At 72.6% G+C, this 22,197-nt stretch carries 17 protein-coding genes; 10 read left to right on the top strand and 7 right to left on the bottom strand.

The window, feature by feature from the left end; genetic code table 11:
• The first annotated feature begins 34 nt into the window (after window positions 1-34).
• Entirely contained in the window at window positions 35-1,009 is a 975-nt protein-coding gene (locus C4J65_RS30620; protein WP_162833424.1) for an acyl-ACP desaturase, read from the top strand.
• Window positions 1,010-1,053: 44 nt separating this feature from the next.
• On the opposite strand, the gene C4J65_RS36225 is transcribed toward C4J65_RS30620, so the two are convergent.
• Window positions 1,054-4,419: a hypothetical protein gene (locus tag C4J65_RS36225; RefSeq protein ID WP_162833423.1), complete on the bottom strand. Its 3,366-nt coding sequence runs from the start codon at window positions 4,417-4,419 to the stop codon at window positions 1,054-1,056.
• A 54-nt stretch (window positions 4,420-4,473) separates the two neighbouring features.
• Entirely contained in the window at window positions 4,474-4,719 is a 246-nt protein-coding gene (locus tag C4J65_RS30610) for a WhiB family transcriptional regulator (protein WP_115745334.1), read from the bottom strand.
• A gap of 192 nt (window positions 4,720-4,911) precedes the next feature.
• Between C4J65_RS30610 and C4J65_RS30605 the strand changes: the two genes are divergently transcribed.
• Complete coding sequence (locus C4J65_RS30605; RefSeq protein WP_115745333.1) at window positions 4,912-5,703, top strand: VOC family protein; 792 nt, start codon at window positions 4,912-4,914, stop codon at window positions 5,701-5,703.
• 428 nt (window positions 5,704-6,131) lie between these two features.
• On the opposite strand, the gene C4J65_RS30600 is transcribed toward C4J65_RS30605, so the two are convergent.
• Window positions 6,132-7,202 carry a LacI family DNA-binding transcriptional regulator gene (locus tag C4J65_RS30600; RefSeq protein WP_115745332.1) on the bottom strand — a complete coding sequence of 357 codons (1,071 nt, stop codon included), beginning with the start codon at window positions 7,200-7,202 and terminating at the stop codon, window positions 6,132-6,134.
• Window positions 7,203-7,384: 182 nt separating this feature from the next.
• Complete coding sequence (locus tag C4J65_RS30595; protein WP_115745331.1) at window positions 7,385-8,416, bottom strand: multicopper oxidase domain-containing protein; 1,032 nt, start codon at window positions 8,414-8,416, stop codon at window positions 7,385-7,387.
• Window positions 8,417-8,748: 332 nt separating this feature from the next.
• Here C4J65_RS30595 and C4J65_RS30590 point away from each other — a divergent pair, with 332 nt between their 5' ends.
• Window positions 8,749-11,094, top strand: a complete 2,346-nt coding sequence (locus C4J65_RS30590) for a ThuA domain-containing protein (RefSeq protein ID WP_115745330.1) — start codon at window positions 8,749-8,751, stop codon at window positions 11,092-11,094.
• A gap of 14 nt (window positions 11,095-11,108) precedes the next feature.
• A complete protein-coding gene (locus tag C4J65_RS30585) occupies window positions 11,109-13,298 on the top strand; it encodes a family 16 glycoside hydrolase (RefSeq protein ID WP_115745329.1) in 2,190 nt (729 codons plus the stop codon).
• Between the two features lie 16 nt (window positions 13,299-13,314).
• Here the strand turns inward: C4J65_RS30585 and ligD are convergent, their stop codons facing one another.
• Entirely contained in the window at window positions 13,315-14,340 is a 1,026-nt protein-coding gene (gene ligD / locus C4J65_RS30580) for a non-homologous end-joining DNA ligase (protein ID WP_115746707.1), read from the bottom strand.
• Between the two features lie 287 nt (window positions 14,341-14,627).
• On the opposite strand from ligD, the gene C4J65_RS30575 reads away from it, so the two are divergent.
• Window positions 14,628-15,695, top strand: a complete 1,068-nt coding sequence (locus tag C4J65_RS30575; protein ID WP_115745328.1) for an ATP-dependent DNA ligase — start codon at window positions 14,628-14,630, stop codon at window positions 15,693-15,695.
• A 16-nt stretch (window positions 15,696-15,711) separates the two neighbouring features.
• Here the strand turns inward: C4J65_RS30575 and C4J65_RS30570 are convergent, their stop codons facing one another.
• Entirely contained in the window at window positions 15,712-16,902 is a 1,191-nt protein-coding gene (locus C4J65_RS30570; protein WP_115745327.1) for a zinc-dependent alcohol dehydrogenase, read from the bottom strand.
• Window positions 16,903-17,113: 211 nt separating this feature from the next.
• Here C4J65_RS30570 and C4J65_RS30565 point away from each other — a divergent pair, with 211 nt between their 5' ends.
• A complete protein-coding gene (locus C4J65_RS30565; protein WP_115746706.1) occupies window positions 17,114-18,082 on the top strand; it encodes a DUF3048 domain-containing protein in 969 nt (322 codons plus the stop codon).
• A gap of 46 nt (window positions 18,083-18,128) precedes the next feature.
• Here C4J65_RS30565 and C4J65_RS30560 read toward each other — a convergent pair whose 3' ends face one another.
• Window positions 18,129-18,593, bottom strand: a complete 465-nt coding sequence (locus C4J65_RS30560) for a MarR family transcriptional regulator (RefSeq protein ID WP_115745326.1) — start codon at window positions 18,591-18,593, stop codon at window positions 18,129-18,131.
• 208 nt (window positions 18,594-18,801) lie between these two features.
• Here C4J65_RS30560 and C4J65_RS30555 point away from each other — a divergent pair, with 208 nt between their 5' ends.
• From C4J65_RS30555 to pcaH, 4 genes are read left to right on the top strand one after another with little or no spacing between them, the layout of a single operon-like run.
• On the top strand, window positions 18,802-19,557 hold the full coding sequence (locus tag C4J65_RS30555; protein WP_115745325.1) for a CoA transferase subunit A: 756 nt from the start codon (window positions 18,802-18,804) through the stop codon (window positions 19,555-19,557).
• Window positions 19,557-20,201, top strand: a complete 645-nt coding sequence (locus tag C4J65_RS30550; protein ID WP_115745324.1) for a CoA transferase subunit B — start codon at window positions 19,557-19,559, stop codon at window positions 20,199-20,201. The genes C4J65_RS30555 and C4J65_RS30550 overlap by 1 nt, the downstream gene beginning before the upstream one ends.
• Window positions 20,198-21,400 (top strand): thiolase family protein, encoded by a 1,203-nt coding sequence (locus C4J65_RS30545; protein WP_115745323.1) that lies wholly within the window; start codon window positions 20,198-20,200, stop codon window positions 21,398-21,400. Before C4J65_RS30550 ends, C4J65_RS30545 begins: the two co-directional genes overlap by 4 nt.
• Before the next feature lie 19 nt (window positions 21,401-21,419).
• On the top strand, window positions 21,420-22,193 hold the full coding sequence (gene pcaH / locus C4J65_RS30540) for a protocatechuate 3,4-dioxygenase subunit beta (protein WP_115745322.1): 774 nt from the start codon (window positions 21,420-21,422) through the stop codon (window positions 22,191-22,193).
• Window positions 22,194-22,197: the final 4 nt, after the last annotated feature.

Here is a 22,197-nt window from a genome sequence, read left to right as displayed (position 1 = left end):
CACCGCACTGTCGTACGTCCCCATGGAGTTATTCGTGACGATCGTCTCCCCGCACCTCGGCACTTCCGCAGAATGGACCGACGCCCGGCTGCTGTACGCGCTGGAGGAAGTGGTCGAGCAGGAACTCAACCGGCATCTGAAGGTCGCCAAGGACTGGATGCCGCACGAGTACGTGCCGTGGACCGAGGCGCGGAACTTCCCGGGGATCTTCGAGGACGGCGAGGCCTGGGAGAAGGGGCAGTCCAAGGTCACCGAGATCGGCCGGATCGCCCTGGTGGTGAACCTGCTGACGGAGGACAACCTCCCCAGCTACCACCACGAGATCGCCAGCCTCTTCGGCCGCGACGGCGCCTGGGGCACCTGGGTGCACCGCTGGACCGCCGAGGAGGGCCGGCACGGCATCGTGATGCGCGACTACCTGCTCGCCTCGCGCGCCGTCGACCCGGACCAGCTGGAGCAGTTCCGCATGGCCCACATGAGTGAGGGCTTCGAGTCGGACAACCGGCACTCGATGCTGCACTCGGTGGCGTACGTGGCCTTCCAGGAGCTGGCCACCCGCATCTCGCACCGCAACACGGGCCACCAGTCCGGCGACCCGGTCTGCGACCGCATGCTGGCCCGCATCGCGACCGACGAGAACCTGCACATGGTCTTCTACCGGAACCTGCTGAAGGCGGCCTTCGAACTGGCTCCGGACCTGACGATGCAGGCGGTCCGCGACGTGGTCGTCAACTTCCGGATGCCCGGTCACGGCATGCCCGGCTTCGAGCGGGCCGCCGCGCAGATGGCCATCGGCGAGGTCTACAACCTGCGCATCCACCACGACGACGTGATCCAGCCCGTGCTGCGCTTCCTGAAGATCATGGAGATCGACGGCCTCGGTCCCGAGGGGCAGGCGGCCCAGGAGGAACTGGGGCTGTACATGGGCGGTCTTGACGCCGAGGCCGCCAAGTTCGACGAGAAGCTGGCGGCGCGCAAGGCCCGGATGGCGGCCCGCGCGGCGGGCTGACCGCCCACGGCCCGGCCTCCCCGGCCGCGCGCGCCGACCGGGCGTCACTCGTGGGCCGTGGTCTCCTCCAGCGCCGCGTCGCGCACGTCGGGGACCGGGTGGCGGCGCAGGGCGCGCAGCAGTTCCCGCCACGGCGCGGGCCAGTCCTCGCGCTCGCCGAGCGCCCCGGTGACGGCGACGGCCATGAGCCCCTGGGCGTGTCCGCCGTGCTCGGCCAGCGCGCCGGCCTCGCCCAGCAGCACCGTGGCGTCGCCCGGCTGTTCCCGGCCCCGGAGGCGTTCGCCGATCTTGTCGGCGATCCGCGCGGCGAGCGCAGGCCGGTCGGTGCCGACCAGGGCGGCCAGCCGGTCCAGGCGTGGCGGTACGGCGGTGAGGTCGACGTGACCGGCCGCGAGTTCGGCGGCCTGCGCCACATGGGCGTCGTACCCGTGGAGCAGTTCGGCGGCGGCACGGGCGACCGGGCGGACCGCCGCCTCCGGGCGGAAGGCGCTCGCCCGGAGCCCGGTGACGAGGTACTCGACGCGCTGCCGGGCCGGCCGGTCCCGCCGCTCCCCCGCGTCGTCGTCCCCGCCGGCTTCCGCTCCGGCCAGCGCGCGCAGGGCCTCCAGCAGGCCGGACCGGCCCTGCGCAGCGCCCGACGCGGCGCCGATCAGCGCGTTCGCCGCCGCGTGCCAGGTCGCGCGGTTGGTCAGGTCCGTGACGGCCCCGGCCAGTACCCGGGCGCCGTCCTCCGCCCAGGGGATCCACCGGCCCAGGGCGTGGAGGGCGAGGAGCGCGGTGGCGGGGTCGTCGTCGGTGGCGGCCACGTCGCGGACCAGGCGGGCGTACCGGCCGCGGTGCGCCTCGGGCAGGTCCCGCGGCGCCGTCCGCAGCAGGGCGGCCCGCAGCACCGGCGCACCGCCCGCGGCGTCGCGCAGCAGGTCCCAGACCTCCTCCCGGGCGAGCAGCCCGGCGGCGAAGGCGACACCGGCGGCGCGTACGTCGGGGTGGGTCCCCGGGCGGGCGCAGACCTCGGTGACCAGGGCCGCGGCGTCCGGCACGGGAAGGCGGACCGCGGCGAGCCGGACCGCTTCCTTGCGGCTGGTCACCTTGGCGTCCGGCGCCCCCAGTACGTCCCGCAGGGCGCCCGCGAGCCGGGACGGCGGCGTCTGCCGGGACGCCTGGGTGGCCGCGTACACGGCGACGCGGGCCCGGTCGCCGCCGGCGTGCGCCAGCAGCTCGGGCAGCGCCTCGGCGGCCCGGTCGGTGCGCGCCAGGGCGGCGAGCGCGGCCTCGGCGAGGACGACGTCCGGCGACCCGGTCCAGCGGCGTACGAGGTCGGCGCCGCCGTCGGGCACGGTGGCCGCCCGCGTGACGGCGCTCGCGCGCGCGTGCAGCGGCAGTCCGGCGTCGGCGGCCAGGGCGGCGCACCGGCTCAGCAGCGCGGCCTGCTGGCGCGGCACCCACCGGCTCACCTCGTGCGCGGTCACGGGCACGGACCAGGGGGTGCCCTTGGTCAGGAAGCGGCCGTAGGGCGGGGTCTCGGCGAGCAGCGGGTCGAGCAGGTCGGTGCGGCGCGTCACGATCACCGCACGCACCGGCTCCAGTGCGGCCGCCGAGGGTTCCCGGGCGAGGACGCGGGCCGCCCGTTCGTCGCGGGTGGCGGACGGTTCGAGCCACAGGCCGATCGCGGTGCGAGCGGTGGTGTCGTTGCCGTAGCGGACGGCCTGCCACAGCTGGTCCTGGAGTTCGGGCATGCCGCAGGCGCGCGGGCCCACGGCACGGGCCAGCGCGAAGGCGAGGCCGTAGTCGGCCTTCTCGGCGCCCGCCTCGATCCACGGGCGCAGCGCCTCGTACACCTGGTGCTCCTGGCCGCGCCGCAGGGTGCGGTCGAGGCGGCCGAGGTCGGCGCCGCCGGTGGTGCCGGATATCCGCACGAGGGTGCGCAGGGCCCAGTTCACCAGCGTGCGGGTGCCGCCCGCCGCGTGCTCGCACAGCACGGCCAGGGCCAGTTCGCCCAGCGCCCGGCGGGTCTGGGGCGAGGAGTCGCGCGCTTCGACCGCGTCCGTGGCGAGACGGGCCAGATGCTCGGCGGCCTCCTCGGTGAACAGCGCGGCCGGGATGCCGCGCACCGCCCGCAGCGCGGCGCCCCGCACCGGATCCTGCTCGTTGCGCAGCCGCGCCATGTCCTCCAGTACGGCGGTGACGGCGGCCGGGTCGCGCGAGCGGGCGGCGTTGTGGATCAGCAGCGGCCAGGCCCGGGCGCGGTCGTCGGCGTCGGGACGCCGGGTGGCGGCCAGCAGCCGGTCGTGCGCCTCGGCCACCGGGAGGAAGGACTCGGCGAGGAGGACCATGTTCTCGGACGCGCCCGCCTCCCGCGCGCGTGCGGCGGCTTCCCGGGCCTCGTCCGCGGCGTGGCGGCGCGGCAGCACCTCGAGGAGTTCCTCGTCGACGACGACCGTGCCGCCGTTTCCCCGCCCCTGGCTCACGGCCGTCCACAGTGCGTGGCGCCGGGCGGGCGGAAGCGCCTTCAGCAGCCTCGGGAGGCCGCCGAGGGGCAGCAGGGCCCGGGCGTAGGCGACGAGTTCGGGCGAGTCGGTGCGGGTCAGCCGGTACAGCACCGTGCGCCCCAGCCGGTGGACGCCGACGGCGGACGCCCACGCGGGGGTGAGCAGCAGGCGCAGGACGCGCCGCGGGTCGGCGCCGGCGAACGCGGGAAGGTGGCTCCGCAGTTCGTAGGGCAGCCCGCTCGGTCCCCGCTCCTCCAGCATCCGCAGTACGCGCGCGGGCTCGGCGGGCGCGAGCGTGGCCACCGCGGGCGCGTACCGGCGCCACCAGTCGTCGCGCAGGCCCTCGGGCCGGGCGTCCAGCTCCGCCTCCAGCACGGCGGACAGTGTCGCGCGGTGCCGCCTGGCGAGCGGGTTCCAGGACCGGACGGCGTACAGCAGCCCGGGCAGCAGCCGGCCGACCTCCTGTGTGGTGCAGCCCGGCAGCAGACGGGTCGCCTCGGTGTCGCCCCAGTCGCGGCGCACCCCGTCCACCAGCCGGTCGGCGAGGGCGGTGCGGCCGCCGGCGGCGACGGCGCGCAGCAGGCTCCGGCGGACCGTCTCGGGGGCGTCGGCGAGACCCGCCTCGAAGGCGGCGTCGGGCACGCCCAGCGTGTCGGCCACCCGCAGGGCGTGGCCGCGCACGTACGGGTCGGGGTCGGCGATCCGGTCCGCGATCCACTCGGTGTCGCGGACGGCGGACGCGGCGACGACGGCGAGCCTGCGTCCGTATGTTCCGTGCCGTTCGAGCTCGGTGAGGAGGGACCTCGGGTCGGCCGACTCCCTTGCGCGTGCCACGAGTTCCCGCATGCGCCGCGGGTGGGCGAGCGGATCGAGGGCGTGCAGCAGGCTCTCGGCCTCGTGCTGTGCGGCGGTTCGGGACATGCCGGGATTCTGCCCGGCGCGACGGGTGCGGCACAGCGAATTACCGGGCTCCGGTCAGGGGATGGTGCGCCGCAGCGCCAGCCGTTCCTTCTCCGACAGGCCTCCCCAGACGCCGAAGCGCTCGTCGTTGCTCAGCGCGAACTCCAGGCAGGCCGAGCGGATCGGGCACAGGGCGCAGATGCGCTTCGCGTCCCGTACGGAGCTGCCGGGCTCGGGGAAGAAGAAGTCTCCCCCGGTCTGCGCGCACAACGCCTCCTCCTGCCAGCTCAGGTCGGGCGCCGCGGTCGTCTCGATGTGCATGGGCAGCAGCCTGCCGGGAAGCGAAAAACGTTCGATCAACGCGGCATCAACGCCGCGTATCCGGCTCCCCCAGCAGATCAGATGGTCCTCCGCCGCGCACGGCGGCGCACGGCGGCGCGCGGGAGCGGTCACCGCTGGTCGGTGGAAGACTCGTCAGTGCAGACAACGGGACCCTTCCGAGGAGGGCGAATCATGCTCACGACCCGTTTCGTCACCGGCGCTCCGAACTGGCTCGACGTCGGCACCTCCGACCTCGACGGCGCCACGTCCTTCTACGGCGGCCTCTTCGGCTGGCGGTTCCGGTCGGCGGGGCCGGAGGCCGGCGGCTACGGCTTCTTCGAACTGGACGGCCGGATCGTGGCCGGTGGCATGGGCACGACCGAGGAGCAGGGCCCGCCGTCGTGGACCGTGTACTTCCAGGCCCCGGACGCCCGTGCCGCCGCCCAGGCCTCCGGGCAGGCGCACGGCGGTGTCCTCGTGCAGCCGATGGACGTCATGGACCAGGGCACCATGGCGATCCTCGCCGACCGGGCCGGGGTGCCGTTCGGCATCTGGCAGCCGGGGCAGCGCGCCGGCCTGGACGTGACCGGCGAGACCGGCGCGCTGTGCTGGGTCGAGCTGCACACCGCGGACATCGCGGCAGCCGCCGCGTACTACCGTGCGGTGCTGGGTCTGGAGACCTCCGGCGTCTCCTTCCCCGGCGGCTCCTACACCTGCGTCAACCCGGCCGGAGAGGGCGAGGACGCCATGTTCGGCGGTCTCGTCCCGCTCGCCGAGGATCCGGCGGACACGGACTCGGACGCCGGATGGCTGCCGTACTTCGCGGTGGACGACGCGGACACCGCGGTCGCCCGGACCACGGAGCTGGGCGGCACGGTGCGGATGCCGGCGACGGACATCGAGGGTGTCGGCCGCGTCGCCCGCCTGGCCGACCCGTACGGCGCCCGGTTCGCGGTACTCAGGCCGGCCCCGCGCCAGGGGTAGGCACGGGGGCCTGTCAGGCGCTCGCCGTCAGGTCGAGGTCCGGCACCCGGGTTCGCACCGGTCACCCGGCATCCCCCATCCCGCTTGACCCCTCGACACGGCCGGACCGGTCCGGCCTGCCACGCGGCCGGAAAGGAGGCCGGTGTGTCCGGCTGCCCCCGTTCGCAGAGGCACACGGCACCCGGCAGCCGGGGATCGCGCACGTCCCGTCGCGACAGTGTCCGCTCCCGTGCCCGGGCCCGCACCGCCCGACCCGCATCCCGGCCCCGCCCGACGACGCGGCCCGACCGCCCAGGTGCCCGCCGAAGGGCACCCGCGCGCCCGGTCCGGGGGCCGCGTTCACGCGATGGCGTCCGGTATCCCGCTCGGGCGGGGTGTCCCGCGGCCGACTCGGACGCCGTCCGGGGCGACGTGGCGCCGCAGGCGCCTCACGCCGTGGCGCGGTGGACCAGGGTCGTCGGCAGGACCACGCCGGGCAGGGCCGCCGTCGGTGTCTCCGGGGCGTCGGAGTCGGAGTCGGCGGAGTCGGAGTCGGCGGTCCCACGGTCCAGGCCGCGCAGGAGCAGGCGGGCCATCAGCCGGCCCATCCCCTCGATGTCCTGGCGGACGGTGGTCAGCGGCGGGTCGGTCTGTTCGGCGACGGGCAGCATGTCGTCGAAGCCGACCACGGCCACGTCGTCCGGCACCCGACGCCCGCGTTCGCGCAGCACCCGCAGGGCGCCCGCCGCGGTGAGGTCGTTGGCCGCGAACACGGCGTCCAGGCCGGGGCACCGGTCGAGCAGTTCCCGCATCGCGCGCTCCCCGCCGCCCGAGGTGAAGTCCCCCCGCGCGACCAGTGCCGGGTCGGCGTCGGCCCGGACGTCGCGGAAGCCCGCGAGCCGGTCGGCGGCCGAGGTCTGGTCGAGCGGGCCGGTGATGTGCGCGATGCGGGTGCGGCCGAGCCCGGCCAGGTGGTGGACGGCCGAGCGGGCGCCGCCGCGGTTGTCGCTGTCCACGTAGACCACGTCGCCCCGCCCGTCGTCCCAGTCGGGGCGCCCCCCGAAGACGGTCGGTACCCCGGCGCTGCGGACCAGGCCGGGCAGTGGGTCGTGCAGGTGCAGGGAGAAGACGAGGGCGCCGTCGACGTGCCCGCCGGCCAGGTAGCGCCCGACGCGGGCGTGGTCCTCGCGGCCCTCGGTGAGCAGCAGCACGAGCTGGTTGTCGTGGGCCGTCAGCTCCTTGCTGATGCCGCGCAGTTGCTGGGCGAAGTAGGGGTCGGCGAACACCCGGGTCTCCGGTTCCGCGGCGACGACGGCGACGGCCTGGTGCCGCCGGGTCACCAGGGAGCGGGCGGCCTGGTTGGGCACGTAGCCGAGTTCCTCCACCGCGCGCCGGACCCGCTCGGCCAGCTCGTCCCGCACCCCGTGGGCGCCGTTGACCACGCGGGACACGGTGGCCCGCGAGACCCCGGCGCGCTCGGCCACGGCCTCGAGCGTGGGGCGCGGCCCGGTCTCGGTCACGTGCGGCTCCTCCTCGGCGGCTGCGGCTCAGGATAGCGGCAGGCCGCGGCGCGGGAGGGGGCGCTCCGGGGACCGAAAACGTTCTTGTGCGGGGGCCGGTGCGGGCGTCAGCATGGGCGCATGTACAGAAGAACGGTCCACGACAGCTGACCGGCGGCGCCGGTGGCGGCGCCGGCCTCGGCTCAGTGCTCGTGTTCGTGCGCGGCTGCCTCCCCCGTCGACTCGCCGCTCTCGCCGCTCTTCGCGGTCGCCCCGCCGTGCTCGTGCGGTTCGTACCCCGGGATCGTGCCGTCCGGCTTCTTCACCAGGAACAGCCCCACCATTCCCATGTCGGAGTGGCTCTGGACATGGCAGTGGTACATCCACGCCCCGGCGCCCACTCCCTCCCCCGCGACGATCTGGAAGCCGAAGGAGTCGGCCGGTCCGGTGATCTTGTTGTCGATGACCCGGGACGGGTCGTCGGGGCCGGTGAGCAGGCCGGTGCGGTTGTCCGCCCAGCGGTGACCGTGCATGTGGAAGGTGTGGTAGTACTCGCCGTGCGTGATCATGACGATCTCCACGCGGTCGCCGACGGTGGCCTCGAAGTCGGGGCCGGTGTGCGGCTTGCGGTTGTTGATGGTCATGTCGTTGAAGACGATCGTGTGCGTGGCGTCCGGCAGCACGTCGCCCTTGCGGCGCACGATCACCGGGCCGTACAGGCCGTTGCGGATGCCCCCCGTGCCGTGCTCGGTGCCGACCACGTGGTCGTGGTAGTGCCAGTAGCCCGCGCTGCCCGGCCGCCAGGTGCCGTCGTCGCGGCGGCCGGGCCTGTGGGTGCGCCAGGTGTAGGTGCGGGTGCCGCCGGGCTCGACGTCGCTCTTGTTCATCGCGGTGCCGTCGCTGGAGATCTCGTAGTCCAGGCCGTGCACGTGCAGGCTGGCCCGTACGTCCATCGTGTTGGTGAACTCGATGTGCAGCGTGTCGCCCTCGTTGACCTCGATCAGCGGGCCGGGGACCGACGCCTTGCCCTTCTCGAAGCCGTAGCCCATCTGACCGTCCGCCAGCTTCTCGGCGTACATCTTGAGGTGTCTCACCTCGCCCCCGGCCGGTGCCGTCCTCGCGGTGATCCCCTTGGCCGCGGGGGCGGCGCCCACGGCCTCCGGAGCGATGGACAACGATGTCGCGGCGGCCGCGCCGCCCAGCAGTACGCGTCGGTTGAAGCCTCGCCTGTCCATGCCGAACTCCCCACGCCGATACGGAATGTGCGCAGACCCAGGACCTGATTGGCTGTGATGAGCCTGTGGGACCGTACCGGTTGCCGCTGCGTTTATCCACAGTCAGGACAAAGTTCGTTCGATCCCGGTCATACCTATTGGCGTACCGCGCAAAGAGGTCTAGCTTCCTTGGCGCTGCTGCCGTGACCGAGGAGGTGCCCATGCCCTTGAGAGGGTTGAGCGCGAGAAGAAGAGGCTGGGCGGCGTGCGCCACCGCCGCTTTCGTCGCCGCGGGACTGCTGGCCGGCCCTGCCGCCAGTGCACGTCCGGCGCCGGACCCATCCCTGACAACGATGTCGATCAAGTCGCCGCCCGGCGGCGCCAATGTACGGGTGCTGATCTTCTACGGTTCCGCCGCGGCCGGGGACGAGTCACCGGTCGTGAACGCCGGTATCGCGGCCATCGAGCGGATCGGTCTCTCCGGGCCTGCCAAGGAGCAGTTCAGGGTCGAGGCCACGGACAACGCCAACGTCTTCACCAACGAGAAGAAGCTCGGCCGCTTCAACGCGGTCGTGTTCCTGACCGGCGGCGGCGACGTCCTGACACCCGCTCAGGAAGCGGGTCTGGAGGCGTACATGGAGGCCGGCGGCGGGTTCGTCGGCGTCCACGACGCGGCCCGCGCGGAGCCGTACTCGGACTGGTTCACCGGTCTGGTCGGCGCCCGCCCGGCCGCCGGCAGTCCCACCAAGGTCCAGCGGGCCACGGTCGAGGTCGGTGACCGGCGGCATCCGGCCACCAAGGACCTGCCGCTGGAGTGGAAGCGCCCGGACGAGTGGCTGAACTGGCAGAAGAACCCGTCCGGTGAGGTCCACACGGTGGCCCGGGTGCGCGAGTCGACGTACGCGCCCGGGACGAGCGCCAACGGGGCGGACCACCCGGTCAGCTGGTGCCGGGACTACGACGGCGGCCGGTCGTTCTACACCGGCATGGGCGGCACGGTGTCGTCGTACGACGAGACCGACTTCCGCACCCATCTGCGCGGCGCCCTGCTGTGGACGACCCGGCTGTCGCAGGCCGACTGCAAGGCGACCATCAACGCCAACTACAAGGCCGAGCGGCTCACCGACCCCAACCAGCCCGGCCAGAACGACCAGATCGGCGAACCGCACGGCCTGGTCACCGCCCCCGACGGCCGCGTCTTCTACATCGGCCGCGGCGGCACGGACTCCTCCCACCCCGTGGTGACCGACTGGAACGACCCGAACGTCGGCAAGGGCACGGGCGAGATCCACGTCTGGGACCCGAAGACCGACAAGGTCACCCTCGCGGGCGCGCTGACCGTCTTCGGCAACAAGGGCGGCGGCGACGAACTGACCAAGGTCGAGGAGGGCCTGCTCGGCATCGAGCTGGACCCGGCGTTCGAGGAGAACGGGTGGGTGTACCTGCACTACACCCCGCACTCCCAGATCAACCGGGACACCCACATGGCCGAGCGCCGGGTCTCCCGCTTCACCCTCGACCCGGCCACCAACAAGCTGGACATGGGCAGCGAGAAGGTGCTGCTCAAGTGGCCGGTGCAGATCCACAGCTGCTGCCACGCCGGCGGCGGGATGGCCTGGGACTCCAAGGGGAACCTGTACATCGCCACCGGTGACAACAACTCCAGCGGCTTCAGCGACGGTTACTCCGGCAACAACCCGCAGCCCAACTTCAAGGGCGTGTCCTTCGCGGACGCGCGCCGCACCGCCGGCAACACCAACAACCTCAACGGCAAGATCCTGCGCATCCACCCGGAGCCGGACGGGACGTACACGCTCCCCGAGGGCAACCTCTTCACCGGCAAGGAGACCGCCGAGGGCGGTGGCAAGACGCGCGGCGAGATCTACGTGATGGGTGTGCGCAACCCGGCGCGCATCTCCGTCGACAAGAAGACCGACACCCTGTACGCGGGCTGGGTCGGCCCGGACGCCGGCGCTCCGTCGCCGACGTGGGGTCCGGCCAAGTACGACACGTTCGCCACCATCACCAAGGCGAGCAACCGCGGCTGGCCGTACTGCATGGGCAACAAGCAGCCGTACCGGGACCGGAACCTGCCGGACCCGTCGAAGCCGCTGGGCTGGTACGACTGCGACCACCCGAAGAACGAGTCGCCGAACAACGACGGCCTGGTGAACCTGCCACCGGTGACCGGCAACAACATCTGGTACTCGCCGCAGGGCGGCGGCCCCGACTACCCGCGCGACGAGAACGGCATCCCGTCGTACGAGCAGGACGAGGCCACCTACCGGCTGCCCTGGCTCAAGGGCGGCGGCCAGGCCGCGATGAACGGCCCGCTCTACCGCTACGACGCGGACAGCACCAGTGACACCAAGTGGCCCGCGTACTGGGACGGCAAGTGGTTCGTCGGTGACTTCTACGACGCCGACCAGCCGCGCAACGCGGTGCTGATGGACCCGAAGACGCAGGGCGACGGCGGTCTGCCGGTGCACTCGGAGTCCCTGAAGAAGATCGTGCCGGTCGGCAACGACGGCATCAAGAACCTGATGGGCTGGAAGTTCGGCCCGGACGGCGCGCTGTACGTCCTGGACTACGGCCGCGGCTTCTTCACCTCGGACTCCAAGTCGGCCCTGTGGCGGGTCACCTACGAGGGCGGCGGCCCGACGCCGGCCGCCGGACAGCTGGCGAGGGGGACCGAGTGATACGCCAACGAAGAATGTGGGCCGCGCTGCTGGCCGGCCTGCTGCTGGTGCTCGGACTGCAGGCGACGTCCGCCTCCGGGCAGCCGGCGGAGGCACCCGCCGCGGCGGCCGCCGACCAGGTGCTCACCTGGACGGCCGGTGACGACATCACCAAGTACACGTCGGCGCCGGAGACGGCGGTGGCCGGTCCGGCCACGATCGTCTTCGAGAACAGTGAGGCCACCGGCAACACCACCGGTATGCCGCACACGCTGACGTTCATGACCAGCGATCCCGCGTACAACCAGGACGTCCAGCTGAACATCCTGGCCAACCCCAACGACGCCGAGGGCGGCAAGCACACCGCCGAGGTCACCCTCACCCCCGGCACGTACATGTACCACTGCACGATCCCGGGCCACGGCCAGATGACGGGCGTGCTCGTGGTCACCGAGGGCGGCGGCGGGGAGGACACCACCGCCCCCGCGACCTCGGCCGACGTGGGCGGCACGCAGAACTCCGACGGCGCGTACGTCGGTTCCGCGACCGTGAGCATCGCCGCCACCGACGAGGGCGGCTCGGGCGTGGAGCGCATCGAGTACGCGATCGGTGCCGACGGCGCCTGGCAGCCGTACACCACGCCGGTCGTCGTCGACCAGGTCGGTGAACACGTGGTGCGCTACCGGGCGTTCGACAAGGCGGGCAACGCCGCCGAGGAGAAGAGCGTCACGTTCGCCGTGGCCGCCCCGGACACCGACGACACGACCGCGCCGGAGACCTCGGCGACGGTCAGCGGTGAGAAGAACGCGGACGGCGCCTACATCGACATGGCGACGGTGACCGTCACCGCCTCCGACACCGGTTCCGGCGTCAACACCATCGAGTACGCGGTCGGCGACGGCGCCTGGACGGCCTACACGGCGCCGGTCATGGTGCACGAGGTCGGCGAGCACACCGTGCGCTACCGGGCCACCGACAAGGCGGGCAACGCCGCCGCGGAGAAGAGCGTCGCCTTCACCGTGGCCGCCGCTCCCCCGCAGGACACCACCCCGCCGGTCACCGGCGCGACCGTGGACGGCACCAAGAACTCCGACGGCGCCTACGTCGGCAGCGCGAAGGTGACCGTGAACGCCGCGGACGAGGGCGGTTCCGGCGTCGCCGGTGTGGAGTACTCCCTGGACGCCGGGCCCTACCTGGCGTACACCGACCCGGTGGTCGTGGACCGCGTGGGCCGGCACACCGTGGCGTACCGGGCCAGCGACCAGGCGGGCAACACCTCCGAGCCGCTGACCGTGAGCTTCACGGTGGTGGCGGGCCAGGTGCCGCCGCCGCCCTGCCCGGAGTACGACGAGCGCCTCACGGTGATCGTCGGCACGGTCGACTCGGGGGTGCCCAACCGGGTGACCAACAACCGGTGCCGGATCAACGAGATGATCGAGGACGAGAAGGAGTGGACGTCCCAGGCGCTGTTCCTCAAGCACGTCCGTGAGGTCATGGACGGCCTCCTGGACGAGGGCGTCGTCGACAAGCGGGAGTACCGGGCGATCAACAAGGCCGCCAAGCAGTCGAAGATCGGTCAGCCCGGCCAGACCGAGGGCTACCGCACCATCCTCGACGGCAGCCAGGAGTCCTTCGCCAAGTGGGAGCAGGTGGGCGGCGGTTCGTTCGGGCTGAACCCGGACGGGTCGATCACGTCCAGCACCAGCACGCCCGGCATGGGCATGCTGTGGTTCCCCGAGCGCAAGTACGGCGACTTCTCGCTGAAGCTCCAGTGGCGTGACGACGCGGCGGACACCGCGAACACCAACGGCGGCGTCTTCGTGCGCTTCCCGCAGGTGCACGACCACCCGGAGGAGTCGCGGCCGGAGTGGGTCGCCATCAAGTACGGGCACGAGATCCAGGCGTTCGACAGCCCGACCGGCGACATGTACAAGTCCGGTTCCGTCTACGGCTTCGACCGGGTCGGCCTGGCCGGCGCGGGCGTCACCGAGAAGGGCACCTGGAACGACTACGAGATCCGGGTGGTGGACCAGCACTACTCGATCTACCGCAACGGCGTGCTGATCAACGAGTTCGACAACTTCGGCGGGCAGACCTTCTACCCCGAGCGCTCGGACGACCCGGGCACGGACGGGCGGCGGTTCGCCTCCGGCTACGTCGGACTGCAGGTGCACAGCACGTCGGACGTGATCTCGTACCGCGACGTCCGGATCAAGGACCTCTAGGGGTCCGCGTCGTGGCTCAGTCCGGGTCGGGAGTCTTCTTCCTGGCCCGGCTGGGCTGGACCCGGCTCGGCTCGCCCGGCATCTTCGGATACTCGGGCGGGTACGGCAGATCACCGAGCCCGTGGTCGTGCTCGTCCTTCGTCGCCAGTTCGAGCAGCGCGTCGAGGGAGTACCTCGTGTCGTCCATGCCCGCGTGCACGTCGCCGAGTTCGGCGAAGCGCGCGGGCATGGTCGTGATGTCGAAGTCCTGCGGGTGCGCGACGCCCACCTCGTCCCAGGTCAGCGGGGCGGAGACCGGGGCGTTCGGGCGGGGCCGCACGGAGTAGGCGGAGGCGATGGTGCGGTCGCGGGCGGTCTGGTTGTAGTCGATGAAGATGCGCTCGCCGCGCTCCTCCTTCCACCACTTGATGGTGACCCGCTCGGGCATCCGCCGTTCCATCTCGCGGCCGACGGCGATGGCGGCGCGCCGCACCTGGGTGAAGGTCCAGTGCGGCTCGATCGGCACGAAGACGTGGATGCCGCGCCCGCCGGAGGTCTTGGGCCAGCCGCGCAGACCACCGAACTCCTCCAGCACCGCGCGCAGTTCGTGGGCGGCGCGGGCGGCGTCGTCGTAGTCGGTGCCGGGCTGCGGATCGAGGTCGATGCGCAGTTCGTCGGGGTGGTCGACGTCGTCGCGGCGCACCGGCCAGGGGTGGAAGGTGAGCGTGCCGTACTGCGCGGCCCACAGCACGGCCGCCTCCTCGGTGGGGCACATCTCGTCGGCGCTGCGTCCGCTGGGGAAGGTGATGTGCGCGGTCGGGATCCAGTCGGGCATGCTCTTGGGCGCGCGTTTCTGGTAGAACCACTCGCCGGTGATGCCGTCCGGGTAGCGCTGCAGCGTGGTGGGCCTGTTCCGCAGGGCGCGCAGGATGCCGGGGGCGACGGCCTGGTAGTAGCGGGCCACGTCCAGCTTGGTGTACCCGTGCTCCGGGAAGAACACCTTCCCCGGGCTGGACAGCCGCACGGTCCGCCCGCCCGCCTCCAGTTCCACCGCTTCCGCCATGCGAGCCACGGTAGGCGCAGCGCCTCTGCTTCGCATATCGGGCGGCGGGAGGGGCGTCCCTCGGTCCTGCGCGGCCTGCGCGGCCGCCGCGGCCGCCGGCGCCTGCTTGCCGATGCTGATCCTTTCGTCGTCGAGGAGCGCGGTGTGGGTGGCCACGGTGATGATCAGCAGGACCAGGAGCGTCCAGACCACCTGGCCAGGAGCCGCGCTCCCTGCCCTGCCGACGGAGACCTCCGGGTGTCCGGCTCGACAGGCGGGACGCCGTCCGCGGCGTACAGAATCGGAGCATGGACCTCCCCGTCATGCCGCCCGTGAAGCCGATGCTCGCCAAGTCCGTGGCGAAGATCCCGCCGGGGATGCACTACGAGGCGAAGTGGGACGGCTTTCGGGCGATCGTGTTTCGCGACGGGGCCGAGGTGGAGCTGGGAAGCCGCACGGGCAAGCCGCTGACCAGGTATTTTCCGGAGCTGGTGGGGGCGGTGCGGGAGCGGTTGCCCGAGCGGTGCGTGGTGGACGGAGAGATCGTGATCGCGCGGGACGGGCATCTGGACTTCGACGCGCTCACCGAGCGGATCCATCCGGCCGACTCCCGGGTGCGGACGCTCGCGGAGCGCACACCGGCCTCGCTGGTGGCCTTCGACCTGCTGGCGCTGGATGACGAGTCGCTGCTCGACGTGGGGCTGGCCGACCGGCGGGCGCTGCTGGTGCGGGCGCTGTCCGGGGTGACCCCGCCGGTGCACGTGGCGCCGGCGACGGACGACATCGAGGTGGCCCGGCAGTGGTTCGAGCAGTACGAGGGGGCCGGTCTGGACGGGGTGGTCGCCAAGCCGCTCGATCTGCGCTACCGGCAGGACGAGCGGGCCATGTACAAGATCAAGCACGAGCGGACGGCGGACGTCGTCGTCGCCGGGTACCGCCTCCACAAGAGTGGCCCGGTGGTCGGCTCGCTGCTGCTCGGGCTGTACGACGACCGGGGAGTCCTCCAGCACGTCGGGGTGAGCGCGGCGTTCACCATGAAGCGCCGGGCCGAGTTGGTGGAGGAGCTGGAACCGCTGCGCATGGACGACGCGGGCGGCCATCCGTGGGCCAAGTGGGCCGAGGAGGCCGCCCACGAGTCGGCGCGGCTGCCCGGCGCGCCCAGCCGGTGGTCGGGCAAGAAGGACCTGTCCTGGGTGCCGCTGCGTCCCGAGCGGGTCGTCGAGGTGGCGTACGACCACATGGAGAACGGGGCGCGCTTCAGGCACACGGCCCGCTTCCGCCGCTGGCGCCCGGACCGGACCCCGGAGAGCTGCACCTACGCACAGCTGGAGGAGCCGGTCCGCTACGACCTGGCGGAGATCCTGGGCGGGCCCTGACGCACGGCTCCCGCGCCTACGGCTTCATCAGCACCTTGACCGCGCCGTCCTGCTTCTTCTGGAACATCTCGTACGCGTGCGGCGCGTCCGCCAGCGCCACCCGGTGGGTGGCGAAGCCGTCGACACCGAGGGGGTCCTGGTCGGTCAGGTACGGCACGATCTCGTCGCTCCAGCGGCGTACGTTGGCCTGGCCCATCCGCAGCTGGACCTGCTTGTCGAACAGGGTGAGCATCGGCATCGGGTCGGCCATGCCGCCGTACACGCCGGACAGCGAGATGGTGCCGCCGCGGCGGACCAGGTCGATCGCGGTGTACAGGGCGGCGAGCCGGTCGACGCTGAACCGCTCCGCCAGGGGTCCGCCGATGGCCCGGGGCATCACCGCGGCGGTCTGCTGCACCAGCTTGGCCACGGCGCCGCCGTGTGCCTCGGTGCCGACCGCGTCGATCACGGCGTCGGGGCCGCGGCCGTCCGTCCGGTCCTGGATCGCGGCGACGAGTTCCTTCTCGTTGTCGAAGGACCGCAGGTCGAAGGTCTCCACGCCCCGTGCGCGGACCCGCTCCAGCCGTTCGGGCACGAGGTCCACGCCGAACACCTTCTCGACCCCTTTGAGCCGGGCGATCCGGCACGCCATGTCGCCGATCGGGCCGAGTCCCAGCACGGCGACGCTGCCGCCCTGCGGGACGCCGGCGTAGGCGAACGCCTGCCAGGCGGTGGGCAGGACGTCGGAGAGGTAGACGAAGCGGTCGTCGGCCGGGCCCTCGGGCACCTTGATCGGGCCGTACTGGGCCTGGGGCACGCGCAGGTACTCGGCCTGGCCGCCGGGCACCGCGCCGTACAGGCGGGTGTAGCCGAACAGCGGGGCGCCCATGCCCTCGCCGGTGACCTGGGTGGTCTCGCACTGGGTCGGCAGCCCCGTGTCGCACATGTAGCAGTGTCCGCACGCGATCTGGAACGGGACCACGACCCGGTCGCCGGGTTTCAGGCCCGTCACCTCGGGACCGACCTCCTCCACGATGCCCATCGGCTCGTGGCCGAGGATGTCGCCCGGTGTCATGAACGGCGTGAGCACTTCGTAGAGGTGCAGGTCGGAGCCGCACAGCCCGGAGGAGGTGACGCGGATGACCGCGTCGGTGGGCTCCTCGATCCTGGGGTCCGGCACCTCCTCGACCCGTACGTCCCGCTTGCCCTGCCATGTCACTGCCTTCATCGCCCCGCGCTCCCTCCGTCGCCGTGCGCGTCGGTTCTGCGTGGCGGCCGGGTACCCCGGGGCTCCCGTCGCCGAACCCGGTGGTCTTTTCGGCCGAACAGCGGATTATCTGCCCCGTTCCGTGTGCCGTATCGGATTCGGTCAGGTATGGCACTAAATGCTTTAAGAAGCGCACAATCAATGACACGAGATGGGTGGACGGATGGCCGGGATGCGACATGGGAAGCGCAGGGGGCGGTATGCCGCGCTGCTGACGGCGGCGGTGGCGGTCTCGCTGGCCGCAGCGGGCTGCACGGCGGGACCCGGCGCGAAGGAGGACGGGCGGGCGCCGGAACCGGAGCGCTCGCACAGCGCCGCCCCCGCTTCGGGACCGGTGCTCGCCGTCAAGGTCGACAACGTGGCGGCGGCCCGCCCGCAGACCGGCCTGGCGGACGCGGACGTCGTCTACGCCGAGCCGGTGGAGGCGGGACTGAGCCGGCTGATGGCGATCTACGCCACCCGGCTGCCGGAGTCGGTGGGGCCGGTGCGCAGCGCCCGCGAGTCCGACCTGGAGCTGCTCGGGCAGTTCGACCGGCCGGTGCTGGCGTTCTCCGGCGCGCAGAGCAAGCTGCTGCCGCTCATCGACCGGGCCCCGCTGCGTGCGGAGCCGCCCGGCGAGGACTCCGACGCCTACGTCCGCGCCGGAGACCGGCAGGCCCCGCACAACCTCTACGTGCGGCCGGGCAAACTGCTCCAGGAGCCCTCCGGGGCCGGGGCCCTCACCACCGGGTTCACCTACGGCAAGGCTCCCGCGGGCGGCCGGGCGGAGTCCTCCCACACGGTGCGCTACCCCTCGGCGAGCTTCGCCTTCACCTGGTCCGGCAGCCGGGACCGGTGGCTGGTCTCCATGGACGGCAGCCCGGCCCGCACGGCCGACGGCGGGCGGCTGGCACCGGCCACGGTCGTCGTGCAGCACGTGAAGGTGCGCGAGTCGGACTTCCGCGACTTCCGCGGCAGCAACTCGCCCTACGTCGAGTCGGTGGGCTCGGGGGCGGCGGAGGTGCTGCGCGACGGGCGCGCGTACGAGGCGACCTGGAAGCGCGGGGCGGCCGCGGACGGCACGACCTTCACCACCGAGGACGGCAAGCCGCTGAACTTCGCCGAGGGCCAGGTGTGGGTGGTCTTCGCCGGGCACTCCTGAGCCGGGCGCCCCTGAGCCGGGCGCTCCTGACGGGGGAAGTCCCCGGTCAGCCGGGTGCCACCGTCGGCTCGGCCGGGTTGCGGAGCCCCTCCGCGGCGTCCGCGACCCGGCGGATCAGGTCGAAGAACACCGCCTGCTCGTCGGCGCCGAGCGGGGCCAGGAACACCTGGTTCATCCGGGCGATGCGCACGCCCAGCCTGCGGTGGACGCGCAGCCCTTCATCGGTGAGCCGGAGCAGGGACCGGCGGCCGTCCTGCGGGTCGCGGACCTTGTCGAGCAGCCCGCGGCGGCCGAGCCGGCTGACCACCTCCGCGATGGTGGACCGGTCCAGGCCCACCCGCTCCCCCACGGTGCGCTGGTCGAGTCCCGGCTCGGCGACGAGGGCGTTGAGGACGGCGTACTGCGGCGAGGTGGTCTCCTCGGAGACGATCGTGTTCCACAGCAGGTAGTGCGCCTGCTGCAGCCGCCGGGCCAGATGCCCGGGGTGGGTGGCCAGATCGACCGCTGCCATGTGCGCTCCCCGTGGTCACTTTCGTAGGTGCACTGACGATACATGGCACCGAGTACTGACGTCCGGGAACACCTCATACGATCTACCCCGCGCTTTGGGGGCCTTGACGCCCCGGCCGTCCGGTGGCAGCGTGTGGCCAACCTCGCTTAAATACTCAGTGCCCTGACTATCTGCTCCCGGGGCGCGCGGAAGAGATGGGGCTCCTCGGATGGACAAGGTGGTGGCCACGGCCGGTGAGGCGGTGGCCGACGTGCCCGACGGCGCGTCGCTCGCGGTGGGCGGCTTCGGGCTGAGCGGTGTGCCGAACGTGCTGATCCAGGCGCTGTACAAGCGCGGGACCGGCGGGCTGTCGGTGGTCTCCAACAACTGCGGGGCGATGGACTCCGGGCTGGCCGTCCTGCTCTCCGCCGGGCGCATCACCCGGGTGACCGGGTCCTACATCGGCGCGAACAAGGAGTTCGCGCGCCAGTACCTCGGCGGGGAGCTGGAGGTGGAGATGATCCCGCAGGGCACCCTGGCCGAGCGGCTGCGCGCCGGCGGCGCCGGGATCCCCGCCTTCTACACGCCCGCCGGGGTCGGCACCCAGGTCGCCGACGGCGGGCTGCCGTGGCGGTACGACGGGTCGGGCGGCGTCGCGCTGACCTCGCCGCCGAAGGAGGTCCGCGAGTTCGACGGGACGGAGTACGTCCTTGAGCGCGGCATCCGCACGGACTTCGCGCTGGTCCGCGCGGCGAAGGGCGACCGGCACGGCAACCTGGTCTTCGCCAAGTCCTCCCGGAACTTCAACCCGCTGGCCGCGATGGCCGGACGGGTGACGATCGCCGAGGTGGAGGAGCTGGTCGAGCCGGGCGGGATCGACCCGGACGCGGTGCACCTGCCGGGGATCTTCGTCCAGCGGGTGGTGGCACTCACCCGTGAGCAGGCCGTCGACAAGCGAATAGAGAAGCGGACGGTGAGTTCCTGATGGCCTGGACGCGTGAACAGATGGCCGCGCGGGCCGCGCTGGAGCTGCGCGACGGCCAGTACGTCAACCTCGGCATCGGTCTGCCCACCCTGATCCCGAACCACCTCCCCGAGGGCGTCGAGGTCACCCTGGAGTCGGAGAACGGCATCCTGGGCACCGGCCGGTACCCCACCGAGGCCGAGGTGGACCCCGATCTGATCAACGCCGGCAAGGAGACGGTCACGGTCCGGCCGGGCGCCGCCTTCTTCGACTCGGCCCTGTCCTTCGGCATGATCCGGGGCGGGCACATCGACGTGGCGGTACTCGGCGCGATGCAGGTCTCCGCCTCCGGTGACCTCGCGAACTGGGCCGTCCCCGGAAAGATGATCACCGGCATCGGCGGCGCGATGGACCTCGTCCACGGCGCCCGCACCGTCATCGTGGTCATGACCCATACCGCCAAGGACGGCTCCCCCAAGATCCTCGAGGAGTGCGCCCTGCCGCTCACCGGCAAGGGCTGCGTGAACCGGGTCATCACCGACCTCGGCGTCCTCGACGTCACCGGCGACGGCCTGGTCCTGGTGGAGACCGCCCCGGGCGTGGGCGTCGACGAGGTCGTCGCCCGGACCGATGCCAAGCTCGTCGTCGCGGAGGGACCGAAGTGAGGGACGTCTACATCGTCGACGCGGTGCGCACCCCGTTCGGCAGGTACAACGGAGGCCTGGCGGGCGTACGCCCGGACGACCTGGCCGCGCACGCGATCCGCGAACTCCTCGGCCGGACCCCCGGCCTGGACCCGTCGCGGATCGACGACGTGTACTTCGGCAACGCCAACGGCGCGGGCGAGGAGAACCGCAACGTCGCCCGCATGGCCGCCCTCCTGGCCGGCCTGCCCACCACCGTCCCCGGCGTCACGGTGAACCGGCTGTGCGCGTCCGGCCTCGAAGCGGTGATCCAGGCCGCCCGTACCATCGCGGTCGGCGACGCGTCGGTCGCGCTGGCGGGCGGCGTGGAGTCGATGACCCGGGCGCCGTACGTGCTGCCCAAGTCGGACCGGCCCTTCCCGGCCGGGCACACCGAGATGTACTCGACCACCCTGGGCTGGCGCATGGTCAACCCGGCGATGGACCCGCAGTGGACGATTCCGCTCGGCGAGTCGGCGGAGCTGATCGCGGACCAGCACGGGATCACCCGTGAGCAGCAGGACGAGTACGCCCTCGCCTCCCACCACAAGGCCGCCCGGGCCCAGGCCGACGGCCTCTTCGACGCCGAGCTGGCTCCCGTGCCGGTGCCGCGCCGCAAGGGCGACCCGGTGGAGTTCACCGCCGACGAGTGCGTGCGCCCGGACACCTCCCTCGATGCGATGGCGAAGCTCAAGCCGTCGTTCCGGAAGACCGGCGGAAGCGTGACCGCCGGGAACGCCTCTCCGCTCAACGACGGCGCCGCCGCGCTGCTCCTGGTCGACGAGGAGGGCCTGCGGGCCACCGGACGCGAGCCGCTCGCCCGGGTCTCGGCCACCGGCGTCTCGGCGACCGACCCGCAGTACTTCGGCCTCGCCCCCGTGGAGGCGGTGAACCGCGCGCTGGCCAGGGCCGGCCGGACCTTCGCCGACCTGGACGTGCTCGAACTCAACGAGGCCTTCGCCGCCCAGGTGCTGGGCTGCGTCGCCGAGTGGCCCGAGTTCGACCCCGCGGTCCTCAACCCGCGGGGCGGCGCCATCGCCCTCGGCCACCCGCTCGGCGCCTCCGGCGCCCGCCTCGCCGGCACCGTCGCCCACCAGCTCGCCCGCAAGGGGAGCGGCACCGGCATCGCCACCCTCTGCATCGGCGTCGGCCAGGGCCTCGCCCTGGTCCTCGACCGCTAGTCACCCCAGGGACTCACCCATGACTCTCACCCAGCACGACATCGACGCGGAGATAGCGGCCGAGCACGCCGCCTACGAGAAGCGGGTCGCGGACGGCGCACCCGTCGAGCACCACCCGCGCCGCGACTACGCTCCGTACCGCTCCTCGGTGCTGCGCCACCCCGAGCAGCCGCCGATCGCCATCGACGTCACCAAGGACCCGGAGCTGGTGGAGCTGGCCTCGCCCGCCTTCGGGGAGCGGGACATCACCGACATCGACAACGACCTGACCCGGCAGCACACCGGTGAGCCGGTCGGCGAGCGCATCACCGTCTCCGGCCGCCTCCTGGACCGCGACGGGAAACCGGTCCGCGGGCAGCTCGTGGAGATCTGGCAGGCCAACTCGGCCGGGCGGTACGCGCACCGGCGCGAGCAGCACGACGCGCCGCTGGACCCGAACTTCACCGGCGTGGGCCGCGCCCTCTCCGACGACGACGGCTTCTACCGCTTCACCACCGTCCAGCCCGGCCCCTACCCCTGGCGCAACCACGTCAACGCCTGGCGCCCGGCCCACATCCACTTCTCCGTCTTCGGCTCGGCGTTCACCCAGCGCCTGGTCACGCAGATGTACTTCCCTAACGACCCGCTGTTCCCGTACGACCCGATCCTGCAGTCGGTGACGGACGACGCGGCGCGGCAGCGGCTGATCGCGACGTACGACCACAGCCTGTCCGTGCCGGAGTTCTCGCTCGGCTACCACTGGGACATCGTGCTCGACGGCCCGAACGCCACCTGGATCGAAGAAGGACGCTGACCCG

Origin of the sequence: Streptomyces sp. CB09001, assembly GCF_003369795.1 — a bacterium.
Classification (GTDB): domain Bacteria; phylum Actinomycetota; class Actinomycetes; order Streptomycetales; family Streptomycetaceae; genus Streptomyces.
This window is presented reverse-complemented; position numbering and strand designations above follow the sequence as displayed.